At 63.1% G+C, this 18,866-nt stretch carries 14 protein-coding genes; 6 read left to right on the forward strand and 8 right to left on the reverse strand.

What is annotated here, in order from left to right; all coding sequences use genetic code 11:
• Window positions 1-391 precede the first annotated feature (391 nt).
• The 5 genes from nirB (at window position 392) to KZJ38_RS34550 (ending at window position 7,756) form a co-directional block, all read left to right on the forward strand.
• Complete coding sequence (gene nirB / locus KZJ38_RS34530) at window positions 392-2,824, forward strand: nitrite reductase large subunit NirB (RefSeq protein WP_219801498.1); 2,433 nt, start codon at window positions 392-394, stop codon at window positions 2,822-2,824.
• A gap of 12 nt (window positions 2,825-2,836) precedes the next feature.
• Window positions 2,837-3,166, forward strand: a complete 330-nt coding sequence (gene nirD / locus KZJ38_RS34535; RefSeq protein ID WP_425518397.1) for a nitrite reductase small subunit NirD — start codon at window positions 2,837-2,839, stop codon at window positions 3,164-3,166.
• A 40-nt stretch (window positions 3,167-3,206) separates the two neighbouring features.
• The gene (locus tag KZJ38_RS34540; protein WP_219801499.1) at window positions 3,207-5,897 is read left to right on the forward strand and encodes a nitrate reductase; all 2,691 of its coding nucleotides are present in this window, start codon (window positions 3,207-3,209) and stop codon (window positions 5,895-5,897) included.
• 103 nt (window positions 5,898-6,000) lie between these two features.
• The gene (locus tag KZJ38_RS34545) at window positions 6,001-6,576 is read left to right on the forward strand and encodes an ANTAR domain-containing response regulator (RefSeq protein WP_219801500.1); all 576 of its coding nucleotides are present in this window, start codon (window positions 6,001-6,003) and stop codon (window positions 6,574-6,576) included.
• 10 nt (window positions 6,577-6,586) lie between these two features.
• On the forward strand, window positions 6,587-7,756 hold the full coding sequence (locus tag KZJ38_RS34550) for a CmpA/NrtA family ABC transporter substrate-binding protein (protein WP_219801501.1): 1,170 nt from the start codon (window positions 6,587-6,589) through the stop codon (window positions 7,754-7,756).
• Window positions 7,757-7,816: 60 nt separating this feature from the next.
• Here KZJ38_RS34550 and KZJ38_RS34555 read toward each other — a convergent pair whose 3' ends face one another.
• The 7 genes from KZJ38_RS34555 to KZJ38_RS34585 all read right to left on the reverse strand — a co-directional run bounded on the left by KZJ38_RS34555 (window position 7,817) and on the right by KZJ38_RS34585 (window position 16,537).
• Window positions 7,817-8,743, reverse strand: a complete 927-nt coding sequence (locus KZJ38_RS34555) for a dihydrodipicolinate synthase family protein (protein ID WP_246641919.1) — start codon at window positions 8,741-8,743, stop codon at window positions 7,817-7,819.
• A gap of 12 nt (window positions 8,744-8,755) precedes the next feature.
• Window positions 8,756-10,468 carry an IlvD/Edd family dehydratase gene (locus KZJ38_RS34560; RefSeq protein WP_219801502.1) on the reverse strand — a complete coding sequence of 571 codons (1,713 nt, stop codon included), beginning with the start codon at window positions 10,466-10,468 and terminating at the stop codon, window positions 8,756-8,758.
• Between the two features lie 106 nt (window positions 10,469-10,574).
• Complete coding sequence (locus KZJ38_RS34565) at window positions 10,575-11,936, reverse strand: TolC family outer membrane protein (RefSeq protein WP_246641920.1); 1,362 nt, start codon at window positions 11,934-11,936, stop codon at window positions 10,575-10,577.
• Window positions 11,929-14,049 carry a peptidase domain-containing ABC transporter gene (locus KZJ38_RS34570; RefSeq protein ID WP_219801503.1) on the reverse strand — a complete coding sequence of 707 codons (2,121 nt, stop codon included), beginning with the start codon at window positions 14,047-14,049 and terminating at the stop codon, window positions 11,929-11,931. Before KZJ38_RS34570 ends, KZJ38_RS34565 begins: the two co-directional genes overlap by 8 nt.
• A 2-nt stretch (window positions 14,050-14,051) precedes the next feature.
• Window positions 14,052-15,251, reverse strand: a complete 1,200-nt coding sequence (locus KZJ38_RS34575) for an HlyD family secretion protein (protein WP_219801504.1) — start codon at window positions 15,249-15,251, stop codon at window positions 14,052-14,054.
• A 93-nt stretch (window positions 15,252-15,344) separates the two neighbouring features.
• Entirely contained in the window at window positions 15,345-16,298 is a 954-nt protein-coding gene (locus KZJ38_RS34580; protein ID WP_246641921.1) for a lysophospholipid acyltransferase family protein, read from the reverse strand.
• Between the two features lie 89 nt (window positions 16,299-16,387).
• The gene (locus KZJ38_RS34585; RefSeq protein ID WP_219801505.1) at window positions 16,388-16,537 is read right to left on the reverse strand and encodes a hypothetical protein; all 150 of its coding nucleotides are present in this window, start codon (window positions 16,535-16,537) and stop codon (window positions 16,388-16,390) included.
• Between the two features lie 454 nt (window positions 16,538-16,991).
• On the opposite strand from KZJ38_RS34585, the gene KZJ38_RS34590 reads away from it, so the two are divergent.
• Window positions 16,992-17,672: a response regulator gene (locus tag KZJ38_RS34590; RefSeq protein ID WP_246641922.1), complete on the forward strand. Its 681-nt coding sequence runs from the start codon at window positions 16,992-16,994 to the stop codon at window positions 17,670-17,672.
• A gap of 79 nt (window positions 17,673-17,751) precedes the next feature.
• On the opposite strand, the gene rhaS is transcribed toward KZJ38_RS34590, so the two are convergent.
• Window positions 17,752-18,783 (reverse strand): rhamnose ABC transporter substrate-binding protein, encoded by a 1,032-nt coding sequence (gene rhaS / locus KZJ38_RS34595; RefSeq protein ID WP_219801507.1) that lies wholly within the window; start codon window positions 18,781-18,783, stop codon window positions 17,752-17,754.
• Window positions 18,784-18,866 lie beyond the last annotated feature (83 nt).

Below are 18,866 nucleotides of genomic sequence, written 5' to 3' on the forward strand. Positions count from 1 at the left end.
AGCCGTAATAAATGAGAAAGCCTTCGGGCATCGCATCGGCGCGCGTTCGCGCTAAATCAGTGCATCGCCCGCCGCGCGCACTGCTGCGGTGCAATACAAACGCCGCAACGAATCCGCTAAACGCGTTGCCCCATAAGGATCTGCGGCTTTGCTGCTGAATGGCATGAGCGTTGCTTAAAGCGGTTCGTGGCCCGCAAAGACGCGGGTGACACCAGCGAAACCGCCCTACGCCATCGGCGAAAGCGCTTCGCGGAAATACACGGCCGCGGGTCCCGCAACATAGCAACGCATGAACCGGGATTTCGGCAGACAACAGTCGGGCAATGGCGTTCGACGTGCGTCGCATCGGGTTTCCTCACCCGCTGCGCGATACCTCGGCTGAACGGACATCATGAGCAAACCCCGACTCGTCGTCATCGGCAACGGCATGGCCGGCATCCGCACGCTCGAAGAACTGTTGACGATCGCCCCCGATCAATACGACATCACGGTCTTCGGCGCCGAACCGCACCCGAACTACAACCGCATCCTGCTGTCGCCCGTGCTCGCCGGCGAGCAGACCTTCAGCGACATCGTGCTCAATCCCATCGAGTGGTACGAGCAGAATGGCATTCGGCTGCATCTGGGAAAGACCGTCGAAAAGATCGACCGCGTGCGCCGCAAGGTGATCGCCACCGACGGCACCGAAGCGCCGTACGAGCGCCTGCTGATCGCGACCGGCTCGACGCCGTTCATCCTGCCTGTGCCGGGCAATACGTTGAAGGGCGTGATCAGCTATCGGGACATCTACGATACGCAAACAATGATCGACACGGCTGCGGTGAAACGTCACGCCGTTGTAATCGGCGGCGGCCTGCTCGGCCTTGAAGCCGCGAACGGTCTGAAGCTGCGCGGCATGGACGTGACCGTCGTGCACCTCGCCGATACGCTGCTCGAGCGGCAACTCGATGCGACTGCGGGACGCCTCCTGCAGCGCTCGCTCGAAACACGCGGACTCAAATTCCTGCTCAGCAAGGCAACCGCGGAAATTACCGGCAACGATGCGGGCGACGTGACCGGCGTCGTGTTCAAGGACGGCGACGCGATTCCCTCGGACCTCGTCGTGATGGCCGCGGGCATCCGCCCGAACACGGCGCTTGCCGAAGCAGCCGGGCTGCACTGCAATCGCGGCATCGTCGTCAGCGATGCGTTGCAGACCTACGATCCGCGCATCTATGCGGTTGGCGAATGCGTGAGCCATCGCGGCATCGCGTATGGTCTCGTCGCGCCGCTCTTCGAGCAGGCGAAAGTGGCCGCGAACCATCTCGCGCTGATGGGCATCGGCAGCTACAAAGGCTCGGTGCTGTCGACGAAACTGAAGGTAACCGGTATCGACCTGTTTTCCGCAGGCGACTTCATGGGCAGCGACGGCACCGAGGAAATCGTACTGTCCGATCCCGCGGGCGGTGTCTACAAGAAGCTCGTGATCAAGGACGATCAACTGGTCGGCGCCTGCCTCTATGGCGACACCGCCGATGGCGCGTGGTACTTCAAGCTGCTGCGCGAAGGCCGCAAGCTCGGCGAGCTGCGCGATCACATCATGTTCGGCGAGTCGAGCGTCGGCGACGCGGGCGTGCAAGGGCAAAGCCGCGCGGCCGCGATGGCCGACAGCGACGAAGTGTGCGGCTGCAACGGCGTATGCAAAGGCACGATCGTCAAGGCGATCACCGAAAAGGGCCTGTTTACGCTCGACGACGTGAAGAAGCACACCAAGGCATCGAGCTCGTGCGGCTCGTGCACGGGGCTCGTCGAACAGATCCTGATGAGCACGGTCGGCGCGAACTTCCAGGAACCGCCGAAGACGAAGGCCGTATGCGGCTGCACGGACCGCAATCACGGCGAAGTGCGCAAGGCGATTCGCGACCATCATCTGCTCACGCACCGCGAGGTCTACGACTTCCTCGAATGGCGCACGCCGAACGGCTGCGCGACCTGCCGCCCGGCGATCAACTATTACCTGCTGTCGACATGGCCGCGCGAAGCCGTCGACGATCCGCAGAGCCGTTTCGTCAACGAACGCGTGCACGCGAACATCCAGAAGGACAACACGTTCTCGGTGATCCCGCAAATGAAGGGCGGTGTGACGAACTCGGCCGAACTGCGCCGCATCGCGGACGTGGCCGACAAGTACAACGTGCCGATGGTCAAGGTGACGGGCGGCCAGCGCATCGACCTGTTCGGCATCAGGAAGGAAGACCTGCCACACGTGTGGAAAGACCTCGGCATGAAGTCGGGCCACGGATATGGCAAATCGATCCGCACCGTAAAAACCTGCGTGGGCAGCGAGTTTTGCCGCTTCGGCACGCAAAACAGCACGCAGATGGGCATCGATCTCGAAACGATGCTCGCGAATATGTGGTCGCCCCACAAGACGAAGCTGGCGGTGTCGGGCTGCCCGCGCAATTGCGCCGAGGCCGGCATCAAGGACGTCGGCGTGATTGCGGTCGACAGCGGCTGGGAGCTCTATGTGGGCGGCAATGGCGGCATCAAGACCGAAGTCGCGCAGTTCCTCGTGAAGGTGAAGACGCCCGACGAAGTGAAGGAATACACGGGTGCGTTCCTGCAGCTCTATCGCGAGGAAGCGTATTACCTCGATCGCACCGTGCACTACATCGCGCGCGTCGGCCTCGACTACGTGAAGCAGAAAGTGGTCGAAGACGCGGCAAGCCGCAAGGCACTGTACGAACGGCTGCTCTATTCGCTCGAAGGCCTGCCCGATCCGTGGGAAGCGCGCATCGAAGGCATGCAGAAAAACGAGTACATCCCGCTCAAGGTAGTGGCCTGAAGGAACATGACCATGGATATGCAAGTGACCCGCGCATGGACGCGCATCTGCACCGTCGCCGACATTCCGCCGCTCGGCAGCCGCGTGCTCGAACGCGAGAACGGCAATATCGCGATCTTTCGCACGGCGCAGGACAACGTGTATGCGCTGCTCGACCGTTGTCCGCACAAGGGCGGCGCGCTGTCGCTCGGCATCGTGCACGGCGAGAGCGTGACCTGCCCGCTGCACGCGTGGAATATCGATCTCGCGAGCGGTGTCGCGAAGGCGCCCGATGAAGGTTGCGCGCGCCACTTTCCGGTGCGCGTCGATGAAGATGGCGCGGTTTATCTGTGCCTCGAATAGCGACGCACTCACAGACGCAATGAGGCGCAATGGAGGTTCGATGAAAACCGTCACCCGTTCCACCTGCTGTTATTGCGGCGTCGGCTGCGGCGTGCTGATCGAGGCGGAGGACGGGCGCATCACCGGCGTGAAGGGCGACCCCGAACATCCGGCCAACTTCGGCAAGCTCTGCAGCAAAGGGCTCGCGCTCGCCGACAGCGCGCGCAGCGACAGCGGCCGCGTGCTGCAACCCGAGTTGCGCACGCGGCGCGACGCGCCGCGCCACGCGGTGCCGTGGGACGAGGCACTCGATACAGTCGCACAACGCTTTGCCGATGTGATCGCCGAACACGGCCCCGATGCCGTCGCGTTCTATCTGTCCGGCCAGTTGCTGACCGAAGACTATTACGTCTTCAACAAGCTCGCCAAGGGGCTCGTCGGCACCAACAACATCGATACGAATTCGCGCCTGTGCATGTCGAGCGCGGTGACCGCGTACAAGATGGCATTGGGCGCCGACGGCCCGCCGACCTGCTATGAGGACCTCGAACTCGCGCAGACCGTGCTGTTCGCAGGCAGCAATATGGCGTGGGCACATCCGGTTCTGTTTCGCCGGCTCGAAGCGGCCAGGGCCGCAAACCCGGCTATCCGCTGGATCGTCGTCGACCCGCGCCGCACCGATACGGCCGCGATGGCCGATCTGCATCTCGCGATCCAGCCGGGCACCGATGTCGCACTCTTCAACGGCATGCTGCATCACCTGATCTGGGAAGGCCTTGTCGATCGCGACTATATCGATGCGCACACAACCGGTTTCGACGAGCTGAAGAAGCTGGTGCGCGAGTTCACGCCGCGTGTCGCGGCCGAATTGTGCGGCATCGCGGAGCAGGACCTGCTGCAGGCGGCCGAATGGTTCGGCGCAAGCCCTGCTGCGTTGTCGCTGTACTGCATGGGCCTGAACCAGTCGAGCCACGGCACCGACAAGAATCTTGCACTGATCAACCTGCATCTGGCGACGCGCCAGATCGGCCGTCCCGGCGCGGGTCCTTTTTCGCTGACCGGCCAGCCGAACGCGATGGGTGGCCGCGAAGTCGGCGGCATGGCGACGATGCTCGCCGCGCACCGCGATATCGGTAACGCCGCGCATCGCGAAGAAGTGGCGCGACTCTGGGGTCTGTCCGATGCGGCGCGCCTGTCGGGCTCGCCCGGCCTGCCCGCGGTCGATATGTTCGAAGCGCTGCGCAGCGGCAAGGTGAAAGCGGTCTGGATTGCGTGCACGAACCCCGTGCATTCGATGCCCGACATCGCGAAGGTGCGCGAGGCACTCGATCAGGCGGAATTCGTCGTCGTGCAGGACGCGTTCATGCAAACCGACACCGTGCCGTACGCGGACGTCTTGCTGCCTGCGGCGACGTGGGGCGAAAAGGCGGGCACCGTTACGAACTCGGAGCGGCGCATCACGCGCGTGCGTGCCGCGGTTGCGCCCGCTGGCGAGGCGAAGCCGGACTGGTGGATCGCCAACGAAGTCGCGCGCCGCATCGCGCAAAAGCTCGTACGCGAGCCGCAGATGTTCGGCTTCGAGCATACCGAAGCCGTGTTCGACGAACATCGCGCGCTGACCGAGGGCCGCGATCTCGACATCGGCGGCATCAGCTATGCGCTGCTCGACGCGCAAGGTCCGCAGCAATGGCCATTTCCGCCGGGCCGTGAAGAAGGCGATGCACGCCGCTATACCGACGGCCGCTTCGCGACCGCGGACGGCCGCGCGCGCTTTCATGCAACGCAATATCTGCCGGTGGCCGACGAGGTCAACGCGCGCTTCCCGTTCCGTCTGACGACAGGCCGCCTGCGCGATCAGTGGCATGGCATGAGCCGCACGGGCCGCGTGGCGAAGCTGTTTTCGCATGCGCCGGAGCCGGCGCTGACGATGCACCCCGGCGACGCCGCACGGCGCGGTCTCGCCGAAGGCGATCTCGTGCACGTAAAGAGCCGCCGCGGCGCGCTAGTGCTGCCGCTGCAAATTTCCGACGACATGCAGTCCGGCGCGGTATTCGCGGCGATGCACTGGAGCGGCCAGTTCGTCGCGAGCGGCGGCATCAACGAAACGACGCATGGCGCGGTCGATCCGCATTCGAAGCAGCCCGAACTGAAGCACGCGGCCGTGCGCATCGAGCGCGCCGACCTGCCATGGCGGATGATCGCGGCGCGCCGCGGCGATACGCTGGCATTGCAGGCCGCGCTGCAGCCGCTGCTCAAGGAATGCGCGTACGCATCGGTCACCTTCGACGCCGACGATCTGCTGATTCTGCGCGCCGCGCATACCGCCGCGCCGCAAGGCTGGCTCGAGCGCGTCTATGCGGCGCTCGAGCTGCCGTCGGGCGACGATACGCTCGAATACCGAGACGCACGGCGCGGGCTTGACAAGCGCGCGATCTGGCGCGAAAACGTGATCGACGGCTTCGTGCTGGCCGGCGACACCGCAAACGGCGCCGCATTGCTGGCAAAATTGCGCGATGCGAGGCCGTGGAGCGGTCCGCGTTTCGCCGCATTCGCGGGCCTGCGCGCCGAACCGGCGGTACGCGATCGGGTCGTATGCGGCTGCATGCAGGTGAAGGCATCGAGCATCAACGAGGCGATTGCCCATGGCGCGACCGTGCCGGAACTGAAGGCAAAGCTCGGCTGTGGCACAGTCTGCGGTTCGTGCCTGCCGGAACTGAAACGGCTCGTCGACACTGCCGCTGTTGCGGGCTGACGTCGCAGTTGCGAAGGCCGGCGCGAAAACCTGCGCAAAAAAGAACGCGAAGTCCGGCAACGCGGCGCCGCCCCGCGCTACTGAAGAATCGAACTGGAAGACCATGCTGCGTGTACTGCTCGTAACCGATACCGACAAGCCGATAGGCGAATTGCGCGAAACGCTCGCGCAGCTCGGCTACGACATGCTGGCCGGCACGGCGACACCGCAGGCGCTGCACCGAACCGTCGAAAGCGAACGGCCCGACGTGATCATCATCGATACCGAATCGCCGTCGCGCGATACGCTCGAACAGCTTGCGGTGATGAATGCGACCGCGCCGCGCCCCGTACTGATGTTCAGCAACGACGCAAATCAGCAGCTGATTCGCGATGCGGTCGGCGCGGGCGTGACCGCGTATCTCGTCGAAGGTCTCGCGACCGAACGCCTCGCACCGATTCTCGAAGTGGCGCTCGCGCGCTTCGCGCAGGAATCGCAACTGCGCGAGCGTCTCGCGCAGGCCGAAAACGAACTCGCCGAGCGCAAGCTGATCGACCGCGCAAAACGCGTGCTGATGGAGCGTCAGAAGATGACCGAGCACGCAGCGTACGCGACGCTGCGCAAACGCGCGATGGACCAGAGCGTCAAACTCGTCGACGTCGCGCGCCAGATCGTCGCGTCGGCGGGCTTGCCGGAATGATGGGCCGCTTATGACTGAATCTACACACACGGTTGGACTGGACGCATCGCACACGGCGCACGCTTCGTCCGGCCGGCTCGAAAAAACGCATCTGCGGCTAGGCTTCGTCGCGCTCAGCGACGCTGCGCCGCTCGTTGCCGCGAAGCTCTACGAATTCGGCCACGCGCATGGGCTCACGCTCGAACTCGTCCGTCAGCCGTCGTGGGCTGCGGTGCGAGACAAGCTCATCTCCGGCGATCTCGATGCCGCGCATGCGCTGTACGGCCTCGTCTACGGCGTGCAGCTCGGCCTCGGCGGACCGCAAACCGATATGGCCGTGCTGATGGTGCTGAACCGCAACGGCCAGGCGATCACGCTGTCGCGGCGCCTCACTGAAGCACTCGCGTCGCATCGTACGCTGCCGGAAGCGCTTGCGACGCTCGGCCGCAAGCCCGTGTTCGCTCAAACGTTCCCCACTGGAACGCATGCAATGTGGCTGTATTACTGGCTCGCCGCACAACACGTGCACCCATTGCGCGATATCGAAAGCGTCGTGATTCCGCCGCCGCAGATGGTCGATGCCCTCGCACAGGACCGGCTCGATGGCCTATGCGTCGGCGAACCGTGGAATGCGGTGGCAGAGGCTCGCGGCGTTGGCGGGACCATTACCTATAGCAGCGAGATCTGGCCGGATCACCCGGAGAAGGTGCTCGCCTGCCGGCGCGATTTTGTGAGCCGCTTTCCGAATACATCGCGTGCGCTCGTGCAGACGATGCTCGAAGCCTGCCGCTGGCTTGACGACGACCGCCATTGTTCGGAAATTGCGCGACGGCTCGCACAGCCGGAATTTATCGGCGTGCCGGTGGAGGCGATCGCACCGCGTTTGCAGCGCGAAACCGGAACCGGCACGCGTTTGCCGGTCCGCTTCTTCGCGGGCAGCGGCAACGTGAACTATCCGCGGCCCGATGATGGGGTCTGGTTTTTAACGCAATATCAGCGTTGGGGAATGATTGACGCGCGTGACGACTATGCGCAGATCGCCGCCCAGATCAACCAGACTCAGCTCTATCGCGAAGCGGCGCAAAACGTCGGCGTGACCGTGCCGGTCACTCAGGCGCCGCAGGTATTGATCGACGGGTGTGTCTGGGATGGCTCGAACCCGGTGCAATACGCGAACACGTTCGCGATTCGAGGCCTGTGACTCGCCTGCGATAGACCGCTCCGCTGTTTGCTTTGCTGCTTGCTTTGCTGTTCGCGCCGCTTATCGACGCTTATCGCTGAACTCACCAAGACTTGCCACAAAACGCTGCGCACACTCGAGGCCAAACGCGGTCGGCGCAACGCCACGATCGTGCGCCACGTCAAACCCCAATCGCCACGCGGCAATGCGTTTGCCGTAACACGTGAGCGTATCGAGCGATTGCATCACGAACACAATCGCGGGCAATAGTTGCGCGTACAAGCTTTCCGCCCGTGCGATATCGCCCTCAGCAAACGCCTGATAGATTGCGGCCTGCCAGTCGAACGTATCGGGCGCTACGATCAGCCCCGCGCACCCGGCGCGCAGATTATCGACGAGTTCCTGCCCGCCCCTGCCGTTGAATACCGGTAAAGCCTGACCGAGCGCGCGCAGGCGCTCGATCGTCGCGCGTATCGTCACCGCCGGCCCTTCACCCTTTAGCCAGCGAAACTGCGGACATTGCGCCGCAAGCGTAACGATCGATTGCGCGGACAAGCCGACGCCCAGATACTCGGGCGCATTCTGAATGCCGGCCGGCAGATGTGTGCGACGCATCACCGCCGCGAAGAAGTCGAAATAGAACGACTCGGGCCGGCCGCGCGTCGCAGGAGGCTGCAAGATCAGGCCCGTGGCGCCGCGCTCCTCCGCATGGTCGGCCAACGCAACCTGCGCATCGACCGTATCGCCGGTAATCGTCACGGCCAACGGCACGCGCGATGCGATATCGGCCGCCGCCCAATCGATCAGCGAACGTTTTTCATCGAGCGTCAATCGATTGACCTCGGTCGCAAGACCGAGAATCACGATGCCGCTCGCGCCCGCTGCAATCGTCGCATCGACCTGGCGGCGCATCGCATCGCGATCGAGACTGTCCTGCGCATCGAAGTACGCATACAGCACAGGCCACATGCCGGCAGGCGGCGCAGGCAAGTCCGCGATGGCGCTCATGATTTGCGTCGCTCAATGCGAATCGCGCGGCACCGGCGCACCGCTCGCGCCGACCAGAAAGTCGAGATCGGCGCCCTGATCCGCCTGCAAGACATGCTCGACATAAAGCCGGTAATAGCCGCGCTTCGGCAATTCGGGCGCTTGCCAGGCCGCACGCCGGCGTTCGAGTTCCTCGTCGGAGACTTCGAGATGCAGTCTGCGCGCTTTCAGATCGAGCTCGATCATGTCGCCCGTGCGCACGAGCGCGAGCGGCCCGCCCGCCGCGGCCTCCGGCGACACATGCAGCACCACGGCGCCATACGCGGTGCCGCTCATCCGTCCGTCGGAGATCCGCACCATATCGGTAATGCCTTTTTGCAGCACCTTTTTCGGTAGCGGCATATTGCCGACTTCCGCGAAGCCCGGATAACCCTTCGGCCCCGCGCCCTTCAGCACCATGACGCAGTTTTCGTCGATATCGAGCGACTCGTCGTCGACCTTCGCATGCAATTCCTCGACGTTCTCGAATACGACCGCGCGGCCGCGATGCTTGAGCAGCGATTCGGTTGCCGCCGACGGCTTGATCACCGCGCCGTTCGGTGCGAGATTGCCCTTGAGCACCGCGATGCCCGCATGCGGCTTGAACGGCTTCGCAAACGACGTAATGACCTGCTCGTTGTAATTCGGCGCCTCGCTGACGTTGTCCCAGATCGTTTTGCCGTTCACAGTCAGCGCATCGCGATGCAACAGTCCCTGTTCGCCGAGTTGCCGCAACACGGCAGGCAAGCCGCCCGCGTAATAGAAGTCTTCCATCAGGAATTCGCCGGACGGCTGCAGGTTCACGAGGCACGGCACTTCGGAACCGAGCTCCCAGTCTTCGAGCGTCAGTTCGACGCCGATGCGTTTTGCGATCGCAAGCAGGTGCACGACCGCATTCGTCGAACCGCCGATCGCCGCATTGGTGCGGATCGCGTTTTCAAATGCCTGACGTGTCAGAATCTTGTCCATCGTCAGATCGTCGCGGACCATATCGACGATGCGGCGCCCTGCCATATGCGCGAGCACCTGGCGGCGCGCGTCGACCGCGGGAATTGCCGCATTGTGCGGCAGGCCCATGCCGAGCGATTCGACCATCGAGGCCATCGTCGACGCCGTGCCCATCGTCATGCAGTGGCCGCGCGAGCGGTTCATGCACGATTCCGCTTCGACGAATTCCTGCTGCGTCATCGTGCCCGCGCGCACTTCCTCGGACATTTGCCAGACGCCGGTGCCCGAGCCGAGCGTGCCGCCGCGAAACCGGCCGTTGAGCATCGGCCCGCCCGATACGGCCAGCGAGGGCAGATTGCATGACGCGGCGCCCATCAGCAACGCCGGCGTGGTCTTGTCGCAGCCCACCAGCAGAATCACGCCGTCGATCGGATTGCCGCGAATCGATTCTTCGACGTCCATCGACGCGAGATTACGAAACAGCATCGCCGTAGGCCGCAAATTCGATTCGCCGAGCGACATCACCGGAAATTCGAGCGGCAGACCGCCCGCTTCACGCACGCCACGCTTGACGTAGTCGGCCAGCTCGCGGAAATGCGCGTTGCATGGCGTAAGTTCGGACCATGTATTGCAGATGCCGATCACGGGCCGGCCATCGAATTCGTCGTGCGGAATGCCCTGATTCTTCATCCACGAGCGGTGGATAAAGCCATCTTTGTCGTCCCTGCCGAACCAGCTCTGCGAGCGGAGCTTGCGCATGTCGCCTCCTATGTCTTTTTTGCGTTTGCCGTCTGTTGCGGCAAGTCCTGAGCTTACCGCATTGGGGTCGCGCCGGCAGCGGCTAGCCTCGCGGCAGGCATTCGCGTTATCCCCTACCCGCCGGTGCCGGTGCCGGTACTTTACCGTCGTCGCGTTGCCCCATGAGTAACGTGCCGATCGCCGCAATATCGTCGACATCGAGCGTCGCGGCCTCGGCTTTCAATTGCAGCAATGCGACGATCGTGTCGTAACGCGCGGCGCGCAAATCTCGGCGCGCCACGTAAAGCGCATTCAACGTGCGCAGCACGTCGGTGCTGGTCCGGCTGCCGACCTTGTAGCCCGCTTGCGTGGCGTCCAGCGTATCGCGGGACGCTTCGACAAAATCGATCAGCATGCGGGTCCGCTCGCGCCCCCCTTCGTAGCGCGCGAAACTGTCGCGCGCGGCCGCTTCGGCATTGCGCTGCGCGGACAGCAGGCCGTTGTGCGCCTTGTCTTCGAGCGCCAGCGACGCCTTGACCTTCGACTGCGCTTCGCCGCCCGAAAAAATCGGAATGGTCACCGTCAGCATGGCCGTGGTCGTAGTGGTCGGCCTCGCGTAGCCGGCAGCCGCGCCGGCCGGCGTGTAGCTCGCGGTCACGCCCGCCACCGGATAGTGCGCGGCGCGCGCCTTGGTCACATCGTATTGCGCGATCTGCCAGTCGAGCTGCCGCATCTGCACATCGAAACCATGCTCGCGTGCCTGCGTCGCCCAGTCTTCCGGGTCGGCAGGCGCCGCCGCCGGCAGCGGCATTGCGCCACGCAAACGCGCAAGCGGTTCGAAAGGCGCGCCCGTCAATTGTTCGAGCGCACGGCGCCGCGCTTGCAGACTCACCTGCGCGACGCGCTGCTGCAGGACAATTTCGTCGCGCAGCGTTTGCGCGTCGCGCAAATCGATTACGGTTGCCTCGCCGGCGTCGCGCCGGCGCTGCAGTTGGCCGTATTCGACATCGATCGCGGCAAGGTAGTCGTCGATGCGACGCACCTCGTCTTCAGCCGCGAGTTCGTCGAAATACGCCTTCGCCGCGCGAAGAATCGACGCCTGTTGCGCACCGCCGAATTCGACCGCGCCGCGTGCCTCGACCAGATCCGCCTGCTGATAGTTGGTCCAGCGGGTCCAGTCGAACAGCGGTTGTGTCAGGCTGACGCTCCAGCCGCTTTGCCAGTAATCGCTGCGTGGAAAGCCTTCCGTATCGATGCGGTTATAGCCGCGCCCCCAGCCGCCTGAAAGCTGCGGCAGCAGCGCAGCGCGTGCAATCGGCACCGCCTGCCGCGCAGCGTCATACGAAGCGCGCGCCTGCGCGACGCTTGCGTCGTGATCGACCGCCTGTTCGACGACCGACAACAAATCCGCCGCATACGTATAGCCGCTGCCGCACAGCATCACCACAAGCGCACCTGCCGCGCTGATTGCCCGACGTCGATTAACCATGCGTGGGCTCCATTTCAAGGCTCGCACTACTAGACGTGTCGCGCAGCAATGCGCCGTCGTGCAGCCGATAGCGAATGTCGAATGCCGCGGCGAGTGTCGGATCGTGCGTGATCACGACCACCGTGCAATCGAGTTGCCGCAGCAAGGCGGCGATGTGCCGGACCGACACCGGGTCGAGATTCGAAGTCGGCTCGTCGAGCAGCAGCAGGCTGCGCCGCTGATAGAGCGCACGCGCGAGCAGCAGCCGCTGCCGTTGGCCAGCCGAAATATTGGCGATCGTGTCGCTGATCACGGTGCGCGTGCGCATCGGCAGACGCATCACGTCGTCGAGCAAGCCGACCGCGGCAAGCGTCGCATGCACCCGCTCTTCATCGATGCTCGCTGCGAACAGCGATACGTTATCGGCAATCGAGCCATGCAGAATCAGATCGCCCTGCCGCATATGCGCGGCGTGGCGACGAATTTCGTCGACGCTCAGATTGCGCCAGTCGATACCGTTTAGCGCAATATGTCCTTCCTGCAGCGGTTCGGCCGCGGACAGCAGCTTGAATAGCGTCGATTTACCGCTTCCCGACGGACCGGCAATCGCAATCTTGTCGCCGCTGCGAATATCGATGCTCGCGTTTTTCAGCACGGGCTGATCGGATACGCCGTAGCGAAACGTGACGTCGCGCACTTCGATCTGCCGGAATTCGCGAACCTCCGCTGCTTTCAGACTGTCCGCGAGCGGCGTATAGCGTTCCTCCTCGCAGTCGGCGATATCGGCCACGCGCGCCACAGGCACGCTCAGCATCAGATACGCGAAGCCCGAGTTGATCGCATGTGCGAAACGCTCCGACAACAGCGACTTGTAGATCAGGAACGAATAGAAAACGCCGGCGGAAACTGCGCCGCTCAGCATCAGGCGCGCGGCGAACCACGTAATTGCAATCGTGTCCGCGTAATTGACAAGCTTCAGGATCGCATCGCGCGTGTTCGTCAGGCGTGCGCTCGACAGCGTCGCCACGATGTACTCCTTGTATTTCGTCATAAATAGCGCGGTGCGGCGCGTCTCGCCCTGCGCAAGCTTAATAAGCGATGCGGCGCGAATCGTCTCGATCAGCGCGTCGTCGCAACGCGCCGAACGTTCGACTACAAGCGCGTGCGTATCCCGCATCCGCGCGAACATCGCCACCGCAATCGCGACATAAATGGCAAACATCGCCAGCGCAACCAGCGTGAGCCGCCGGCTTTGCATCAGCATCAGGCCGAGCGCCAGCACCCCGACGGTCACGTCAATGCACAGCGATACGAAGGTGCGCGTCGCGTACACGCTGATTTCGTCCTGCGCTTTGACGCGCGCGAATACGTCCCCCACGTGGCGCTTCTCAAACCACGACATCGGATTGCGCAGCAAGTGGCCGAGCAGTCCTTCCGTCGTGTTGATGCGCACGCGTCCGTGCAACAATTCGACGAGCGTCGTTTCGACATACTGACTCAACGCACCGGCCACGAAAATACTGGCGAACGTAAGCACCAGCACATTCAACAGATTCAGATTGTCCGCGGCGACGACATAGTCGAGCACGAGGTTGCCGAGATACGGCATGGCCAGAATGGCGAACTGACTGCCGAGCGCGACGAATAGTATCTTTGCCAGGTGTTGCCGCAGCAACGGGTTCAGTGCCCGCACGCGCGCGAGCGCCGCCGGAATGCGCGACTTCACGCGAATCCGCGGCAGCGCCGGCGTCGGCGCACATTCGAGCAGATAGCCCGAAACGCTCGCAACGAACGTATCGATCGAGATGCGACGCTTGCCGCTCGCCGGATCGATCACCTGCACATAGCCGCGGCCGCACTTGTCGAACACCACAAAATGCGCACCGCCGAAATGCAGAATGGAGCCGCGCGCGATCGAATGCAGATCGGCGCCCGCATCGAAACGGTAGGCCTGCACCGCAAGACCGAACTCGACGGCCACGTCGTACAGGTCCATCAGCGAAAGGCCATTCGATGAAATCGGCCGGAACACCGACAGCTCGCGCACTTCAGTTGCACGGCCCAGATGCGACAGCACCATGGCAAGACACGCGTAACCGCATTCGGCCACTTCGTTCTGGTAGATGATGCGCACGTTCAACCTCTCAAGACGCGGAAAAGCGGCGCTAGCACCCACTCGGCAATCGTCCTGCGTTCGACCACGATGCTCGCCATCGCCCGCATGCCCGGCAGAATTTCGAAGTGCTGTCCCTCGAAATCGAAGGTGCGGCCGCGCAGTGTCGCCCATGCCATATAGTTGTCGCCGGCCGGCTTGCTGGCGTTTCTCGGGTTACCGCCCGGCGTCGCGGGCGCCTCCACCGTCGTATCGGACAACGCATCGATTCGCGCTTCGTAGGTGCCGAATTTCGTGTAGGGAAACGCGTCGAACTTGAGCCGCACGGTCTGGCCGATGCGAACGAAGCCGCGGCGGCGCGATGGAATCAGCAGCGCGGCGCGCAAACCGCGATCGTCGCCGGTTGCGATGACGAGCGCGACGTCTTCGGGGGCTAGCATGCGGCCCGGCACGAGGCTCGAGAACGTGACGATGCCCGCTTTCGGCGCGGAGATCGTCGTATCCTGGCGCGACTGCTCGAAACGCAACTGGATATCCTGTACATCGCGCGCATGGCGCGCGTCGAGTTCCTTCAGTTGCGCTTCGAGATCGGCACGTGTGTTGCGCGATGCGCCGATCTCGCCGACCAGTTGCGCGCGCCGCGCCACGCTTTGCGCGACACTCGACCTCGCCTGGTGCACGTCCGCCCTCGCATCTTCGACCCGATTGGCCGTAACAAGCCCGGCAGCCGACTCGAGCCGCTCGAGCTTGCGCGCCGAACCGGCAGCAAGCGCCTCGGTCTGCGCGATCTGTTCGTCGAGCGCGGGCAGTTCGGCGCGACGGCTCGCCTCCGTTGCTTGCGCGCCGTCCAGTTGCGCGCGCAACTGGATCTTGCGCTGCGCCCACTGCGCGTCGGCGGCCGCAAGCTGTTCGTCGCGCATGCGCGCATCGAAATCGAAACGCTGGCTGCCGTCGCTCGCCAAAGAAAGATCGCGCTGCAAGCGAAAAAGCGGCGCGCCCTGCGCGATGTGCGCAGCCGGTTGTGCGTAAATCGATGTGACAAGCCCGCTGATGCCGCGAATTTTCACTTCCGATGAAGACACGATTTCACACGGCACATCCTGCTTGATTTCGATCTGGTGGTTAAACGCAAAGACAATCGCGGCAACGGTCAGCGCCGATGTCGCATACGCGATCCATCGCCATGGGACGTCGCGAAACTGGGGCAGACTCGTTGGATCCATTCTTCTCAGGCAAAAGCCGGCCACAACAGGCGGCATGTACAGGTAAAGGGTGAAGCCTCGCGCGCGTTGAGCCGTTGAATCGCTGAGCGTCGGTCAGCGCGACGCGGCGAACGCATAGACCGACGGATGACCGGTCACGAGCGAACGCGCGAAGTTATCGGTCAACGCGCGCTCGATGCAGTCGGCGACGCGCTGCGGCGCGTCCGAGGCAGCGAGAGCGATCGGATCGCACACCCGGGCGTCGAACCGGCCTCGCTCGAAGCGCAGATAGAACGGCAGCAGCCAGGCATCGAGCGGCGCGCCAAGGCGAAACACGCCGCGATGAATGCGCGCGGCACGGCCGAACATTTCGACGCCCACTGTCTCCATCGGGTAACGCGCGAACGTATAGGGCGGCACATCCGCAAACAGCACGACCACGCCATGGCGGCGCAGCGACCGGATAACGCGCAACCCGAGCGCATTGCGGTTCTCGCCGCTGTACGTGTGCATCACTTCGATACCCGGAATCAGCGCATCGTCGTCGCCGTACTGGTTGCGCGGCACGCCGGACACGACGCCGATCGACTCGAGCCCGAGCAGCCTGCGCAATTCGTCGACCACATAGATGTTCGCGTATTGCGACACGTAGTGAAACGGCGCGACGATTACCGGCCGGTCAGGGGCCTGCGCCTTCAGTTCGGAAATTCTTCGTGCAATGGCCGCGGCGACCGCGTTCAATTCGGGCCATGCCTCGGCGCGCTTTAATTGCCGGCCAAAATGCAACCGCTGGTCGATCAGCCTTTCGAGACGCGCACCCGCCAGCACATCGCGCCGCTTCAATGAAGACAGCCGCCAAACGTCATGTCCGGCCTCCCAGCGCTCGAGTCCGTTCCAGCGCGCACGCGCATCGACGAGGCCGCTCAGCGTCGAACCGGCGATCGCAAGACGCTCGATCGCAAGCATCGATAGACGACACAGGAGGCGCGCACGGATCCGGTAATACGCCGCCGCGATCGGTCGCATCGCTAGCGACAGCAGACGCCGCGGGGAAAGTCGAATGTTCATCGCTACGATGCGCGGCAAGACGGTGTTGCCGCAGCGGACTCACAGAGACCGCCGCGGCAATGCCACCGTCGAGAACGGCGCTTACCGGCTCAATGCTTCGATGGTTGGGACGGCGATGACGACGATGCCGCCACCTGCACCATCACCACCGATGTCGATGAGGCGTAACTGGAAGAGCCTTTATTTGCGCCGCCAGCAATGCCGGCCTGAGCCAGCGTGTTGCGATCGATCTTCTGCATAGTCAGCCGCCCATCTTCACTACGACCACGGTCGTCACTTTGGCAGCAGAGGAGCTACGCTTGTTGCAGCCGCCTGAGAGGCGCACCTGAGCCAATGAATTGCGATCGATTTTCTGCATGCTTAGCGCACCTGCACGATGACCACCGAAGCCGCGCTAGCGGAAGACGAGCTACGCTTGTTGCAGCCCCCGGCAACATTCGCTTGAGTCAGTGCATTGCGTTCGATTTTTTGCATTTATTAACCTCAGAATGGATAAGTACGACCATCCGGAACCCGTTATTCAAAAGGCGTTCCGGACCGGCTGAAGTATCTGCAATGCGCCGCCGCCAATCTATAGGATTTCTTCGATTCCGCGCTTCCGATGCGTAAAATATCGTCACTTCGCTGCGCAAGCAGCGATCGAACGCTAGAATCGCCGCGTTATGAAAGCCGCGGTCATGCACCGCTATGAGCATGTGCGTCCATTCCAATAGTCCACTGATTCGCGAAACCCGGATCGCCATCGCCGACGATCATCCGGTCATTCGTCATGCGGTCGCATCCGCGATCAGCCGCATCGCAGGCATGCGTATCGCCGCGAGCGTCGCTTCGGGTACCGAACTACTCGATGCGCTGCAAACCGGAGAATGGCATCTGATCGTCACCGATCTCCTGATGTATGGCGAGCAGGCCGATCGCGATGGATTGCATCTGGTGACACGCCTCAAGCGGCTCTATCCGGCCATACCGCTTATGGTGTTCACCATGGTTCAGAATCGCGACATCCTGCATGAACTCGACCAGATGCAGGTTGCCGGCATTGTGTCGAAGTCCGAAAGCATTGGCGTATTCATGGAAGCGGTGCTCGACGTCGCGGTGCATCGACAGCCGTTCCGGTCGGCCAGCGTGCAGGACATCCTTCGTGGTCCGGATATCGCGACGCTCGATCCTGTCGTACGTTCTTCACTGACGGCGAGGGAGCTCGAAGTGATCCGCCTTTATGGCGCGGGACTGTCGCTCACGGAAATCGCAGCGCGCCTGAACCGTTCGATCTCCACCGTCGCCACGCAGAAGAGCAAGGCAATGCGCAAACTCGGCATCGAAACGAACGCGGACATGATCCGCTATGCGCAGGCCAATCGGCTTATTCAATAGAAAAGCCGCGCAGGGGGCCTGCGCGGCTCGTGATTTACATCGACGTTCAACCGTTTCCGCGCTTTGGCGGCAGCCGTCGTCAGAAGTTGAAGTTGTCGATGTTGCTCGCGTCGAACGTGGTCGGCGGCCCAAGAATGATCTCGCCGTTCGCGCCGATCGTGCGCTTGCCGAGTTTGCCCGCTTCGAACGACTCGCCTTCCTTGCCGCTGATCGTGCCCGATGCGAGGTTCGCCGCCGCATAGGCCGCGAGATAGCCGAGTTGACCCGGGTCCCACAACTGGAACGCCTTAACCGTGCCGTTCTTCACGAACGCGCGCATCTGGTTCGGCGTGCCGAGGCCCGTGACCGCGACCTTGCCCTTGCTCGACGACGTCGAGATATAACGCGCGGCCGCCGCGATGCCGACCGAGGTCGGCGCAACGATCGCCTTCAGGTTCGGATACGCCTGCAGCAAGCCTTGCGTCTCGACGAACGACTTCTGGTCGTCGTCGTTGCCGTAGGCGATCTTCACGAGCTTCATCTTCGAATACTCGGGCTTTTTCAGCTCTTCCTGCATCCACTTGATCCACGTGTTCTGATTCGTTGCGTTCGGCGTTGCCGACAGAATCGCGAACTCGCCCTCGCCGCCCATCAGCTTGGACACGAGCTGGATCTGACCGCGGCCGATACTCTCGGCGTTCGCCTGGTTCACGAATAACTGGCGTCCGTCAGGCGCCGTATCCGAGTCGAACGTGACGACCTTGATGCCTTGCGACATCGCCTTCTTCAGATACGGCACGAGCGCGTTCGCATCGTTCGCGGCGATCACGATGGCGTTTTGCCGTTGCGTAATCAACGTGTTGATATACGACACTTGCGACGAAGCGCCCGCGTCCGACGGACCGACCACCTTGCCGTCGCCCTTGAATTCCTTGATCGCGGCCATGCCGCCGTCGTCCGCGATCACTTCGTATGGGTTGTTGATCTGCTTCGGGACGAAGGCGATCTTCAAGCCGTTTTTCAGATCGGCCGCGTGTGCGGCGCTCGCGACGCCGAGCATCGCCGCGCATAGCAGCGCCGCGGATAGTGCGGTTTTCGCCGTGCTTTTCGCATACCGCAGAGGTTTATCCATTTGTCTGTCTCCTCGCTGGAATTAGCGGACCGTTCCGGTCCGGGTTGTTGATATCGGTCACTACCCTGTCCCTGTCACTGCGT

It is taken from the genome of Paraburkholderia edwinii (genome assembly GCF_019428685.1).
GTDB lineage: Bacteria > Pseudomonadota > Gammaproteobacteria > Burkholderiales > Burkholderiaceae > Paraburkholderia > Paraburkholderia edwinii.